This window comes from Massilia sp. GER05 (genome assembly GCF_052056005.1).
In the GTDB taxonomy this organism is placed as follows: domain Bacteria; phylum Pseudomonadota; class Gammaproteobacteria; order Burkholderiales; family Burkholderiaceae_D; genus Telluria; species Telluria orientalis.
Genome location: NZ_CP178858.1, coordinates 1,594,506 through 1,607,883, shown reverse-complemented (window position 1 = coordinate 1,607,883; position 13,378 = coordinate 1,594,506). Strand labels below are relative to the sequence as shown.

Below are 13,378 nucleotides of genomic sequence, written 5' to 3'. Positions count from 1 at the left end.
TGAAATCAAGGACTTGGCTGATTGGTTGGACGACTGTTGCAGTCACACAGCGCCCCATATTGGGCATTCGCCTACATTTTCAAGGGGACACGGAACTAATATGCAGATGTGCGTATTCTTTTGTTACAAGATTTACTTGCTCGTAGTCACCATCGACAGTCAGCCGTTCTACTATCGTGTCGTTAAGACATCCGTCTATCGACACGATGGGAAAGAACATGAAACTGCATCTGATCAGCGGCGCCGTGCTCATCTACACCCTGCTTGCGCTGGCTGCGATCTGCCTGGCGGAGCTCGGGTCGGCGCCGCAAAACGTGGCATTCTAACATCCCGGCGTTGGCTGCCGTAGGGTGGGCACCCGTGCCCACGCGGACGCCGGCGAACCGCATACGTCCGCGTGGGCGGGGGTCGCCCACCCTACGCGCCGAGTTTCACCGCGTGCTCGCGCGCAGTCTCCGCATCTCTACGCTGCGCCTCGCGTTGCACGGGCGTGAGCATCGTCGGCCAGCCGATCAGGTGCTGTTCGGCAATCTCGGCCATCCCGACGATCCAGGCCGGATTGTCGTTCAGGCACGGAATGTAGTGATAATCCTGGCCGCCGTTCGATTCGAAGTCGTGGCGGACTTCCATGTTGATCTCTTCCAGCGTCTCCAGGCAGTCGCTGGTAAAACCGGGACACAGGACGTCGATCCGCTTGATGCCGTCCTTCGCCAGCTGCTGGACGGTCGGCGCCGTGTACGGCTGCAGCCATTCGGCCTTGCCGAAGCGCGACTGGAACGTCACGATGTACTGCTCCGGCGTCAGGCGCAGGCGTGCCGCCAGCAGGCGCGCCGTGCGGTGGCATTCGCAGTGGTACGGGTCGCCGAGCAGCAGCGTGCGCTTGGGCACGCCATGGAAACTCATCACCAGCTTTTCGCCGCGGCCGTGCGTCTCCCAGTACGTCTCCACGGACGCGGCCAGCGCGTCGATATAGCCCTCGTGGTCGTGGTAGTGCTTCACGAGGCGCAGTTCGGGGATGTTGCGCACCTTCTTGAAGTGGTCGAAGACGGCGTCCCAGATCGACGCGGTCGTCGTGCCGGAGTATTGCGGATACGCGGGCAGCACGACGATGCGCTCGACGCCGCGCGCCTTTAATTCGTCCAGCACGTCCGGCAGCGCGGGCGAGCCGTAGCGCATCGCCATCGCCACGTCGACGTCGTGGTGGCCGCGCTGTTCGAGCAGCGCCTGGAGCTTGTTCGCCTGCCGTTCCGTGTAGACCTTCAGCGGCGAGCCTTCGCGGCTCCAGATCGTCGCGTATTTTTTTGCCGACTGCCCCGAGCGGAACGGCAGGATCGCGCAGTGCAGGATCAAATTCCAGACGGCGCGCGGAATCTCCACCACACGCGGGTCGGACAGGAACTGCTTCAGGTAGCGGCGCACCGCGGGCCGCGTCGGCGCGTCGGGCGTGCCGAGGTTGACGAGGACGATGGCACTCTTCGCGACGGTGCCGTGCTCGTGCACCGGTTCTTTGTTGAATGCCATGGGTCAGGAAGCCAATAGCTCGCGCGCATGCTTGCGCGTGGTCTCGGTGATCTCGATGCCACCCAACATGCGCGCCACCTCTTCCACGCGGGCCTTGTTGTCGAGCACGTCGATGCGCGACACGGTCTTGCCGCCATCCGTCGTGCCCTTGGCGACCTGGAAGTGCTGGTTCGCCTGGCTCGCGACCTGCGGCAGGTGCGTGACGCACAGCACCTGCCGGCTCTGGCCCAGGCGTTTCAGCAACCGGCCGACGACTTCCGCCACGCCGCCGCCGATGCCCGTGTCGACCTCGTCGAAGATCAAGGTCGGCACCGTCGTCGCGTTCGCCGTGATGACGGAGATGGCCAGCGAGATACGCGCCAGTTCGCCGCCCGACGCCACCTTGGCCAGCGGCCGCGGCGCGACGCCCGCGTGGCCGGCCACGAGGAACTCGACCTGCTCGCAGCCGTACACGGCCGGCTCGCACGGGTTCAGCGCGACGACGAAGCGCCCGCCGCTCATCGACAGTTCCTGCATCGCTTCCGACACCTGCGACGACAAACGCTGCGCCGCCTGCGCACGCGTCGCGGACAGCTTTTGCGCAGCCGCCATGTAGACGGCCTTCGCCTTCTCTTCCTGCTTGCGCAGGCCGTCCACGTCGCTCGCGTCGGCCAGTTGCTGCAGCTTGGCCTTCAGGGTCGCGTGTTCTTCCGGCAGTTCTTCCGGCGTCACGCGGAACTTGCGGGCCGTGCTGTGGATGGCGTCCATGCGCCCATCGACCTGGGACAGGCGGTCCGGATCGAGCTCGACCTTGTCGACATAGGTGTTCAGCGCGTACACGGCTTCCTGCAGCTGGATGCGCGCCGGCTCCATGCAGTCGAGCACGGCCTGCAGGTCCGCGTCGACACCCGCGAGCTTGGACAACTTCAGGTTCAGCGACGACAGCTGCGACAGGATCGGCTGTTCCGATTCCGACAACGCATTCAGCGCTTCCTGCGCGCCTTCGATCAGGCTCGCGGCATGCGACAGGCGGCTGTGTTCATTCGTGATCTCGGCCCACTCGCCCGGCTTCACCGCGAGCTTATCGAGCTCGCCGACCTGCCACTCGAGGCGCTCGCGCTCCAGCAGCACGTTCTTCGCGTTGGTCTCGAATTCCTCGCGCTGGCGCGCCAGCGCCTTCCACGCTTTATACGCGCTCGCGACTTCCTGCACCTGCGCAGTCGCACCCGGGTCGCGCACGGCGACCTGGTTGTCGAGCAGCGCGCGCTGGGCGTCGAGTTTCAATAGCGACTGGTGCGCGTGCTGGCCGTGGATGTCGACGAGCAGCTCGCCCAGTTCGCGCAGCTGGCTGGCCGTCGCCGCGATGCCGTTGATGTAGGACTTGGAGCGGCCGGCGTTGTCGATCACGCGGCGCAGCAGCGCGCCGCCTTCGTCGGTTTCGAACTCGTTCTGTTCCAGCCAGATGCTCGCGGCCTGGGTCAGCGCGAAGTCGGCGCTGATGTCGGCCTTGGCCGCGCCTTCGCGCACCATGCTTGCCTCACCGCGGCCGCCGAGCGCGAGCTGGAGCGCGTCGATCAGGATCGACTTGCCGGCGCCGGTCTCGCCGGTGAACACCGTGAAGCCGTTCGAGAACTCGAGCTCGATCGTATCGACGATGACGAAGTCGCGGATGGTCAGTGTGCGCAACATGAAGAAACAGGTCTCCCGATGGATGCTGGATTTATTTGAGCTTGCCGTCACCGGACGGATATTCGTTCCAGTGCAGCTTCTCGCGCAGGGTGTGGTAGTAGCTCCACCCTTCCGGATGCAGGAAGGTGATGGTGTTGGGCGAGCGCGAGATCATGATCTGGTCGCCGTGCTGCAGGCTGGTGAAGGTCTGCATGTCGAAGTTCACGCTGATGTCGCGGCCGTTGATGATCTCGACGACGATATCGCTCGTGTTCGGCACGACGATCGGGCGGTTGGACAGCGCGTGCGGCGCGATCGGCACCAGCACGATACCGGCCAAGGTGGGGTGCAGCAGCGGGCCGCCGGCCGACAGCGCGTACGCCGTGGAACCGGTGGGCGTCGAGACGATCAGGCCGTCCGAGCGCTGGTTGTACATGAACGTGCCGTCCACCGTGACCTTCAGCTCGGCCATGCCGGCCCCCGAGCCGCGCGCGACGACGACGTCGTTGACGGCGACGGAGCAGTGAATCTCGACGCCGTCGCGCACGACGCGCGCCTCCAGCAGCGAGCGTTCCTCGGCCTTGGCCTTGCCGCTGAGGATCTCGCCCAACGCGGGCAGCATGCGGTCGATGGGGATGTCGGTCATGAAGCCCAGGCGGCCCTGGTTGATGCCGATGAGCGGCACGCGGTAGCGCGCGAGCTGGCGGGCGATGCCGAGCATCGTGCCGTCGCCGCCGACGACGATGGCGGTGCCGCAGTGCGCGCCGATCTCGTCGATGGTCATGGCGGCCACGCCTGCGACCTTCACGTGCCCCGCCGTTTCCTGCTCGAACACGACGCGATAGCCGGCCCCCTGCAGGAAGTCGACGATGGCCTGCACGGGCTCGTCGATCCCGGCCGTGTTGTGCCGTACGACGAGCGCGATGGTTTGTTGCGATTCAGGCGTCACGGACATACGACTCTCGGCAGCAGGTGTTAGGGAGACAGAAGATTAACCGATTCGCCCGGCTTCTGCACTATCGCAACTCAGCAAATACTGTACAAACGCACAGTATAGTTGGGCGGATGGACTTCCGGCAAGCGGACAGTCGAGCCCGCTTCAATGCAGGATGCCGAATGCGAACGCGGCGCCGATCGCCACCCCGACCCCGGTCACGTGCAGCGCCATCAGCACGAGCCAGCGCACGCCGGTCGCCAGGCGCGAGCCGCCGTACGCGCGCCGCATCGCGACAGGGGTGTAGAGCAGGAGCCACGCCCACAGCACGAACGAGACGATGCCGACGATATCCGGCACCACCATCAGCAGGGTCAGCGCCAGGAATGCGAACGCATTCACGTGCAGCGCGAACAGCAGGTGTTCGCCGTAGCGCCGTCCCGATCCGAGATACAGGATCTTGAGGTACAGCGCGAACAGCGGCATCATCAGGAACACGGCATACGGCACGTAGCTACCGAAGGCCGTCCGCATCACCTTGTCCCGCTCCGCCGGCGGCATCCGCGCGAACCGGTCCGCCTGCTCGCCCCAGTGCGCGTTGACGCTGCCGATGCTCTTGCGCAGGTCCACCGTCCCCTCGGCGATTTCACCCGGCGCGTCTTCGCGCACCAGGCCGCCCTGCCTGTCCGCCTGGCCGTGCGCGGCAACCGGCGCATGGTCCTGCCCGGCCGGTGCCGGGACCTGGTCGTGGCCGCCGAATTTCGCGACCGCGAAGAAAATCAGGCTGAACGTCAGGTACAGGCGCAGCGGCTGGATGTAGCGCACGCGGCGGCCATTGATGTATTCCAAAGTCAGCTGCCCCGGCCGGAACAAAAGCAGCAGCAGCGACTTCCAAAGCTTGCCTTCCAGCGCGACGTAATGGCCGATGAACTCGTGCAGGAACTCGCGCGTGCTGGGCGGATGCAGGACCGTTTCCTGGCCACATTCGTGGCAAAAATTACCGGACACGGTGGCCCCGCAGTTCGGGCAATCGCTGGCGGTGTGGTGAGAATGGTTTGTCATATGAACCAGCATGTTAAACAGTTCATTGCAAAAAAGCATCTTCCAATTGCGCGACCGCCTTCGATTCGAAGGATTAGGATTTAATCAATTGAATCGAAGGAGGTTGCTATGGTGCAGGAAGAAAAAGACCGCGTCGTGAACACCGACCGGAAGATCGAGGAACAGAGCTACAAGCGCGAACCGCACGAGCGCGACGAATCGCCCGACGGGCAAGGCGTCAGGCCGCGCGGCATCATGAAGCAGGCGGCGGAAGATCTCGAGCAAGGCCTCGTCGACACCGATGCGCGCGCGACTCCGGGCGCCAGCGAAGCCGTGAACCCGGCACCGGGCGCCACGGGCCAGGCCAACCCGCAGCCCGACCGCCACCGCGACATGCGCGACCACGATTCGACCATTCCGGACGGAGGGCAGAACCGATGACACCACGTGCCAGGCTTGCGCTCCTGATCCTTCCTCTGCTGGGCGCCGGCATGGCGCACGCCCAGCAGTATCCCGTCGGCTGGGGACCGAATCCGGCCCTGCCGGCACCCGAAAGATCGCTGATCCCGACCATCAACATCGCCGAGGCGGACGCATGGCCGCAAGGCACGCGCCCGACGCCGGCCGCGGGCCTGGCCGTCACCGCGTATGCGACCGGCCTCGACCATCCGCGCTGGCTGTACGTGCTGCCGAACGGCGACGTGCTCGTCGCCGAGAGCAACAAGCCCGGCAATGCACCCAAGGAAAAAGGCATACGCGCCAAGGTGCAGGGACTGGCGCAGAAGAAGGCGGGCGCCGGCGTCGAGTCGCCCGACAAGATCATCCTGCTGCGCGGCTTCAAGCCGGACGGCACGGCCGATACGAAGACCACGTTCATGCAGGGCCTCACGTCGCCGTTCGGCATGGCCCTCGTCGGCAACGAGCTGTACGTCGCGAATGCCGACGCGCTGTGGAAGTTTCCGTATAAATCCGGCGAGACGAGCATCACGGCCAAGGGCACCAAGGTGCTCGACCTGCCCGCGGGGATCAACCACCACTGGACGAAGAACGTCGTCGCCTCGCCCGACGGCAAGAAGCTGTACATCACGGTCGGCTCGAACAGCAACGTGGCCGAGAACGGCATGGAGATCGAAAAGGGCCGCGCCGCCATCTGGGAGTACGACCTCGCCAGCGGCAAGTCGCGCATCTACGCGAGCGGCCTGCGCAATCCGAACGGGATGGACTTCCAGCCGCAGACGAAGGCCTTGTGGACCGTCGTCAACGAGCGCGACGAACTGGGCAACGACCTCGTGCCGGACTACATGACGGCCGTGAAGGACGGCGCGTTCTACGGCTGGCCGTACAGCTATTACGGCCAGCACGTCGACACGCGCGTCAAGCCGCAGAATCCCGGCCTCGTCGCGAAAGCGATCCCGCCCGACTATGCGTTGGGCGCGCACACCGCGTCGCTGGGCCTGGCGTTCTACGACGGAGATCTCTTGCCGCAATTCAGGAACGGCGCGCTGATCGGCCAGCACGGCTCGTGGAACCGCAAGCCGCACTCCGGCTACAAGCTCGTGTTCGTGCCGTTCACCGACGGCAAGCCGAGCGGTCCGCCGCAGGACGTCCTGACGGGCTTCCTCGGCAAGGACGAGCACGCGTACGGGCGCCCGGTCGGGGTCGCGGTCGACCGGACCGGGGCCATCCTGCTGGCGGATGACGTCGGCAACATTGTCTGGCGGATCACTCCGGCCGCCACTAACCAGGGAGCAAAACGATGATCAAACGGAAGGGAAGCGCCGTCTGGAGCGGCGGACTGAAAGATGGCAAGGGCACCGTGTCCACGCAGAGCGGCGTCCTCAACCAGGCGCAATACGGCTTCAACACCCGCTTCGAAAATGGCGCGGGCACGAATCCGGAAGAATTGCTGGCGGCCGCGCACGCCGGCTGCTTCACGATGGCGTTGTCGGCCCAGCTGGGCGAGGCCGGCATGACGGCGCAGAAGCTGGAGACGACGGCCACCGTGTCGCTCGACAAGGCCGACGGCGGCTTCGCGATCCCGGCCGTGCACCTGGAGCTCGTCGCCACGATTCCCGGCGCGAGCGAGGAAGCGTTCCAGGAAGCGGCGCGCAAGGCCAAGGAAGGATGTCCGGTCTCGAAGCTGTTCAATGCCGATATCACGCTGGACGCCAAGCTGCAGGCATGATGCAGCGCGTGGGCTCGGGGAGCCCACGCTACACGGCAACCCAGGGTGGGCACCCCGTGCCCACCATCCGCCTGCACAAATCCTTTCAAGCGCATAAAATTCCTGCTTTCCCTCCCAATCAACAAAGCAACAAGGACAACCATGCGCCTCCTGCACACCATGCTTCGCGTCGGCGACCTGCAGCGCTCCATCGATTTCTACACCAAGGTGCTCGGCATGAAACTGCTGCGCACGAGCGAGAATCCGGAATACAAATACACGCTGGCCTTCGTCGGCTACGGCAACAATCCGGACCATGCGGAACTCGAGCTGACCTATAACTGGGGCGTCGACAAGTACGACATGGGCTCGGCCTACGGCCACATCGCGATCTCGGCCGACGACATCTATAAAACCTGCGACCAGGTCCGCGCGGCCGGCGGCAACATCACGCGCGAGCCGGGCCCGGTCAAGGGCGGCACGACGGTGATCGCCTTCATCACCGATCCGGACGGCTACAAGGTCGAACTGATCGAGCGCGCCGACAACGCCGGCGGCGGCGGCCTCGGCAGCTAATTACCCACCCTGCTACAATCACCGCGCCCGTTTCGCGACGGGCGACAATTTAACTACGTCTTCGGGGCGGGGTGAAATTCCCCACCGGCGGTATGGCCATCACGATGGCCGAGCCCGCGAGCGCCTGCGGTTGCAGGGTCAGCAGACCTGGTGAGATGCCAGGGCCGACGGTATAGTCCGGATGAAAGAAGATGTGCGTCATCATGCGTACGCTGTGCCGCCAGGCATGGGCGTGCGCGTCGTTTCGCTTTGCCCTGATGCGTTTTTCGCTTTGCGCCTTTGTGTGCCAATTTTTTGCGAGGAGCGTCTCAATGACCACCCAAACTTTTACGCTGTATAGCGAGGATCTCGACGGCCGCATCGCCGCCGCCCTCGATGCCACCCGTGCGGGCATTCCCGTGATCCTGCTCGACGATTTCGACCGCGAGAACGAAGCGGACCTGATCGTCGCGGCCGAAAAACTGACCGTCGCTTCCATGGCGCTGATGATCCGCGAATGCAGCGGCATCGTGTGCCTGTGCCTGTCGGCCGACAAGGTCCGCGCGCTCGACCTGCCGCCGATGGCGGCGGACAACGGCAGCCGCTACGGCACGCCGTTCACCGTCTCGATCGAAGCGCGCGACGGCGTGACCACGGGCGTGTCCGCAGCGGACCGCGTGACGACGATCCGCGCGGCCATCGCGCCGGATGCGAAGCCGTCCGACCTCGTGCGTCCGGGCCACGTGTTCCCACTCCGTGCCAACCCGGCCGGCGTGCTGGGCCGCAAGGGCCACACGGAAGGTTCCGTCGACCTGGCCGTGCTGGCCGGCCTGCAGCCGGCGGCCGTGTTGTGCGAGCTGATGAACGAGGACGGCACGATGATGCGCGGCGACGCCATCGAACGCTTCGCGCGCGAACGCGGCTTTCCGATCCTCACCATCGCCGAGCTGATCGCCTGGCGGTCGCGCAACGAGCAGCAAGCCGCGTAGGCCGTCTCACTTCCTGGGCTTGAGCAACGCCAGGCCCTGGTTGGTGCGCACGACGATGTAGCCGTCGTCGGCCACCGCCAGCGCGTGCACGAGCACGAGGCCCGCCGGCGGCGCATGGAGCCGGTCGTTCAGGTCGACGAGGCCGTCCCTGCGGGTCCAGGACACGGCATGCGCCTCGGTCGCCGTCGCGGACGCACCGACGACGAGGCCGCTCGCATTGATCGCCTCCGCGGTCGAGAAATTGCCGCCCGGGAGAACGCCGATGCTCGTCATGGTCGTGCCGTCGTGGACGAAGCCGCGGTTGCTGCCATCGGCAGTTGCGGACATGCCGATGACGAGGCCCGCACCATTGATCGCAACGGCTTCCGCGCCGGCGCCGCCGAGCGTGCCGATGTCGCGGATCTTGCCCAGCTCGTACAGGAACGCCCCGATCGGCCCCTCGCCGTTGCGGAACCAGCCCGTGACCTGGCCGGCATCGTTGATGTCGACGGCCACGGAATTGCCGACCGGCGAGCCGAGATCGACCAACGGTCCGCCCGTGCGGCTGTCGTACAGGAAGGCGTGGAACCAGGCATTGCCCGGGCCGTACGAATAGCCCACCACCACGCCCAGGTTGTTCAGCCCGTTTCCGAACGAATTGCCGCCGAGCGAACCGAGGTCGTTCAGCTTCTTGCCGTCGTACAGGAACGCGTGGGTCTGCCCGGCGGCCGTCGCCGCCCAGCCCGTGATCTGGCCGCAATGGGTGATCACGGTGCCTGCGGATTCGCTGCCGCCGAGCGTGCCCAGGTCGTGCAGGGTGCCGTCGTACAGGAAGGCATGCACGAGGTCGGCCTTTGTCGTGGACCAGCCCGTCACATGGCCGCAGGCGTTCACGGCCATGGCCTGGGAGAAATCGCCACCGAGCGTGCCCAGCCCGATCGTCTTGCTGCCGTCGTAGAGGAATGCGTGCGCGACGCCGTCCGCGCCGCGCGACGTGCCGGCGACGATGCCGCCGTTCGCGATGCCGCGGCGCGTGACCTCGCCATACGCGATGCCCGGCAGGCCGATCGGGATGACGTCGTAGGTAGGTCCCGTGTCACCGGGCCCGGGCCCGGGCCCGCCCGGATTGCCGTGATGGTGGCCACCGCCGCAGGCGGTCAGCGTCAGTGTGAATGCGAGCGCAGCGGCGGATGCGGATGCGCGGGAGAACGTGAACATGGCGACCTCGCTTTCGAATGGTTCACGCTTGAGTGTAGGAGTGCGTGTCGCGCGAGTTCGATGAATGAGGAGCTTGCTTGGGGCGTCTCAAGCGAGATTTTCGAGGGCAATAAAAAACGGCGCATCGAGCGCTAATGCCGTTCAGTTAAGACTGAACGGCATTTTTATTTAATCGTTGTAAACGCCGGGCATCGCTGTTAACCTTCGTCGCCATGTTCGACGACACTCTGCATTTTCTGGCAAATCATCTTGAGGCTCCCGACTGGGCAAGGTTGGGGGAGCATTTGCCATACGAATGGATCGAGCAGGCCGTCATAAGCACGGAAGCGACGAGTATCCGACATCGTCGCCTGCCTGCCGAGCAGGTTGTATGGCTGATGGTGGCACTGGCTTTGTATCGGCACAAATCGATCAGCGAAGTGCTGGATGATCTTGGTTTGGCGCTACCGGACGCGCAGACGCCGTTCGTCAGCAAAAGCGCTGCGGCCCAAGCGCGCCAGCGCGTCGGACCTGAGCCCTTGAAGTGGCTATTCGAGCGCTCGGCAAGGCATTGGGTGACGCAGGACAGGAAGGCTTACCTGTTCAAAGGACTGCAGCTGTTCGCCATGGACGGGACGACCTTGCGCACGCACGACACTGCGGAAAATCGCAACCACTTTGGCGCCCAGAGTTACGCCAGCGATACGGTCGCCAGCTATCCGCAAGTGCGCGGTGTCACCCTCACGTCGCTGCCCACGCACCTGGTGCATAGTGCCGCGTTCGGCCCATACTCGACCAATGAAATGCTGTACGCAAAGCAGCTTATCGAGGCTATTCCGGATGAATCGCTGACGGTCTTCGATCGAGGCTTTCTCTCGGCCGAAATCTTGTGCGGCCTGACAGGCAGCGGCGCCGAACGGCACTACATCATTCCAGCCAAATCGAACACCAAGTGGGAAGCGCTCGAAGCCGAAAGCGACGATATGTTGGTGCGCATGCGTGTGTCGCCCCAGGCCAGGGCCAAGTGCGCAGAATTGCCTGAGTTCTGGGAAGCGCGCGCGATCACCGTCGTCGACGCACAGGCGCGCAAACGCATCCTGCTGACCTCGCTGCGCGACCGTCGTCGCTACAAGCCAAGCGATATCGCCGCCTGTTACGACAAGCGCTGGGGGATTGAAACGAGCTACCGGGAGCTCAAGCAAACGATGCTCGGCACGGCACTGACGCTGCGCTCGAAAACAACGGATGGCGTATATCAGGAAATCTGGGGAACGCTTATCGCCTACAACCTGATCCGGCTCGAGATCGCCAAGGCTGCGCTGGCGGTGAAGTGCGAGCCGACCGAGGTCAGCTTCATCCGGGCATTCCACCTGATCCAATTCGAACTGCACTGGGCCGGCGTCACGAGATCGTATGGAAAATTGCCTGCGTCGATGAGACACTTGCGGGAAAGGCTGGTTAGCCTCCTGAAAGACGAACGGCCCGGCCGCAAATGCGACCGGGCCGTCAAGGCAACGCCAAAGCGTTATGCCGTCCGGAAGGTCAAGAAGCTAGCTTAACTGAACGGCATTAGCGCATCGAGCGCCGTCTTTTCAAACCGGGGTCAGAGCCCGTTTTCAGGAAATTGCCAAAAATCGGGCTCTGACCCCGGTGTTCAAGGCTGCTGCAGCAGTGCGTTGATCGGCTGCAGGTCTTCCTCGCGCAGCGAACCCGCCGCGGCCTTCAGCTTCAGGCCAGCCAGGATCGTGTTGTAGCGCGCCCGCGCGAGGTCGGTGCGGGTCTGGTACAGCTGGCGCTGCGCGTTCAGCACGTCGATGTTGATACGCACGCCGACCTGGTAACCGAGCTTGTTCGATTCCAGCGCGGAATTGCTCGACACTTCGGCCGCTTCCAGCGCCTTCACTTGCGCGAGGCCGCTGTTCACGCCGAGGAACGATTGGCGCGCCACCAGCGCGGCGTTGCGGCGGTTCGCTTCCAGGTCGTTGCGGGCCTTGTCTTCCAGCGCGATCGATTCGCGCACCTTGCTCGTCACGGCGAAACCGTTGAAGATCGGGATGCTGTACTGGATGCCGATGGAGTTGCTCGTGGTCTTGCCCGACTGGATCGTCTGGCCATTGACGTCGCGGTGCAGCGACGATGCGACGAGGTCCACGGTCGGATAGTGGCCGGCGCGGTTCTTCGAGATGTCGCGCTTGGCCGATTCCAATTGCAGCTGGGCCACGGTCACGGCGTAGTTCTGGTTCTCGGCGGCGGACACCCACTGGTCGACGTTGATCGGCTGCGGCGCCGTCAGGGACACGCCCGTGCGCAAGGTCGCCAGCGTGGACGGTGGCGTGCCGATGATGGCTTGCAGCGCCGTCTTCTTGGTTTCCAGATCGTTGACGGCAGCAATTTCCTGCGACACCACGAGGTCGTATGCGGCCTGGGCTTCATGGGTGTCGGTGATGGTCTGCGTGCCGACTTCGAAGTTGCGCTTGGCGGAAGCCAGCTGCTCGGTCACGGCGACTTTTTGCGCGCGCGTGGATTCCAGCGTGTCCTGGGCGGCCAGCACGTCGAAATAGGCTTGCGCGACGCGCGTGATCAGGTCCTGCTGGGCTTGGGCGAACTGTGCTTCGGAAATGGCTTGCGACAGCTTGCTCTGCTGGTAGGTTTGCCAGCGGTCCCAGTGGAACAGCGGCTGCTGCAGGGTCACCTGGATCTCGTTGGTGCGCAGGTTGCTGCCGGGGCTCGGTACGTTGTTCCACGGGTCGGTGCTGCTGTTGTTCTTGGTGATGTCGCCATTGATGCCGACGGTCGGCAGCAGGCCGGCTCGCCCCTGGGTGATACGTTCGCGACCCGCCGCGGCGGACGCGCGGGCGCTGGCATACGTGGCGTCGTTCGCCAATGCCTGCTGGTACACCTGGATCAGATCGGCCGCCTGGGCATTGAGCGAAAACGCGCTGGCCAACAGTACGGCGATGAGGGGCTTCTGCATTACTTTCTCCGTCGGAGTCATCAATAGTTAAGGACGCAGAGTCAATACTTCGGCATCGAAGAGTCGACCTGCACGGCCCAGGCGTGTATCCCGCCTGTAAGGTTGGTAATGTTGCTGAATCCGTTGCGCTCCAGGAAGGCGGCCACCTGCATGCTGCGTGCGCCGTGGTGGCACACGCAGACGATGTCCTGGCCGTCGTCCAGCTCGCTCACGCGGATTGGAATCAGGTTCATCGGGATCTGGGTCGAGCCTTCGATATGGCAGGTCTCGAATTCCCAGTTTTCCCGAACGTCGAGCAGCAGCGGCTGCGGACGCGACGAGTCGGCCAGCCAGGCGGCCAACTCGGGGGCGGTAATGTGCTGCATGCGTCGTTCGCC

Annotated in this window: 13 protein-coding genes and 1 riboswitch; of the genes, 6 read left to right on the top strand and 7 right to left on the bottom strand. The window is 64.5% G+C overall.

The window, feature by feature from the left end; all coding sequences use genetic code 11:
- Positions 1-417: 417 nt before the first annotated feature.
- The 4 genes from hemH to ACL58G_RS07120 form a co-directional block, all read right to left on the bottom strand.
- Positions 418-1,521 (bottom strand): ferrochelatase, encoded by a 1,104-nt coding sequence (hemH, locus tag ACL58G_RS07135; protein ID WP_440965961.1) that lies wholly within the window; start codon positions 1,519-1,521, stop codon positions 418-420.
- 3 nt (positions 1,522-1,524) lie between these two features.
- Positions 1,525-3,189: a DNA repair protein RecN gene (gene recN / locus ACL58G_RS07130; RefSeq protein WP_413336955.1), complete on the bottom strand. Its 1,665-nt coding sequence runs from the start codon at positions 3,187-3,189 to the stop codon at positions 1,525-1,527.
- A 31-nt stretch (positions 3,190-3,220) separates the two neighbouring features.
- Entirely contained in the window at positions 3,221-4,123 is a 903-nt protein-coding gene (locus ACL58G_RS07125) for an NAD kinase (RefSeq protein WP_413336956.1), read from the bottom strand.
- 144 nt (positions 4,124-4,267) lie between these two features.
- Positions 4,268-5,164, bottom strand: a complete 897-nt coding sequence (locus tag ACL58G_RS07120) for a DUF3667 domain-containing protein (protein ID WP_440965958.1) — start codon at positions 5,162-5,164, stop codon at positions 4,268-4,270.
- A 108-nt stretch (positions 5,165-5,272) separates the two neighbouring features.
- On the opposite strand from ACL58G_RS07120, the gene ACL58G_RS07115 reads away from it, so the two are divergent.
- From ACL58G_RS07115 to ribB, 5 genes are all read left to right on the top strand, one after another.
- Complete coding sequence (locus ACL58G_RS07115) at positions 5,273-5,584, top strand: hypothetical protein (RefSeq protein ID WP_413336958.1); 312 nt, start codon at positions 5,273-5,275, stop codon at positions 5,582-5,584.
- Entirely contained in the window at positions 5,581-6,903 is a 1,323-nt protein-coding gene (locus ACL58G_RS07110; RefSeq protein ID WP_440965956.1) for a PQQ-dependent sugar dehydrogenase, read from the top strand. The genes ACL58G_RS07115 and ACL58G_RS07110 overlap by 4 nt, the downstream gene beginning before the upstream one ends.
- On the top strand, positions 6,900-7,328 hold the full coding sequence (locus tag ACL58G_RS07105) for an OsmC family protein (RefSeq protein WP_440965954.1): 429 nt from the start codon (positions 6,900-6,902) through the stop codon (positions 7,326-7,328). The genes ACL58G_RS07110 and ACL58G_RS07105 overlap by 4 nt, the downstream gene beginning before the upstream one ends.
- A 141-nt stretch (positions 7,329-7,469) precedes the next feature.
- Positions 7,470-7,883: a lactoylglutathione lyase gene (gene gloA, locus ACL58G_RS07100; protein WP_056124069.1), complete on the top strand. Its 414-nt coding sequence runs from the start codon at positions 7,470-7,472 to the stop codon at positions 7,881-7,883.
- Positions 7,884-7,936: 53 nt separating this feature from the next.
- Positions 7,937-8,080, top strand: a riboswitch (FMN riboswitch).
- A gap of 114 nt (positions 8,081-8,194) precedes the next feature.
- Complete coding sequence (gene ribB / locus ACL58G_RS07095) at positions 8,195-8,851, top strand: 3,4-dihydroxy-2-butanone-4-phosphate synthase (protein ID WP_440965952.1); 657 nt, start codon at positions 8,195-8,197, stop codon at positions 8,849-8,851.
- A gap of 6 nt (positions 8,852-8,857) precedes the next feature.
- Here ribB and ACL58G_RS07090 read toward each other — a convergent pair whose 3' ends face one another.
- On the bottom strand, positions 8,858-10,048 hold the full coding sequence (locus ACL58G_RS07090; protein ID WP_440965950.1) for a hypothetical protein: 1,191 nt from the start codon (positions 10,046-10,048) through the stop codon (positions 8,858-8,860).
- 212 nt (positions 10,049-10,260) lie between these two features.
- On the opposite strand from ACL58G_RS07090, the gene ACL58G_RS07085 reads away from it, so the two are divergent.
- Positions 10,261-11,586: an IS4 family transposase gene (locus ACL58G_RS07085; protein ID WP_440963700.1), complete on the top strand. Its 1,326-nt coding sequence runs from the start codon at positions 10,261-10,263 to the stop codon at positions 11,584-11,586.
- A gap of 95 nt (positions 11,587-11,681) precedes the next feature.
- On the opposite strand, the gene ACL58G_RS07080 is transcribed toward ACL58G_RS07085, so the two are convergent.
- Both ACL58G_RS07080 and ACL58G_RS07075 read right to left on the bottom strand, forming a co-directional pair.
- Positions 11,682-13,001, bottom strand: coding sequence for a TolC family outer membrane protein (locus ACL58G_RS07080; RefSeq protein ID WP_413336962.1), 1,320 nt, complete (start codon positions 12,999-13,001; stop codon positions 11,682-11,684).
- 41 nt (positions 13,002-13,042) lie between these two features.
- Positions 13,043-13,366: a rhodanese-like domain-containing protein gene (locus ACL58G_RS07075; protein ID WP_413381592.1), complete on the bottom strand. Its 324-nt coding sequence runs from the start codon at positions 13,364-13,366 to the stop codon at positions 13,043-13,045.
- Between the last annotated feature and the right edge of the window lie 12 nt (positions 13,367-13,378).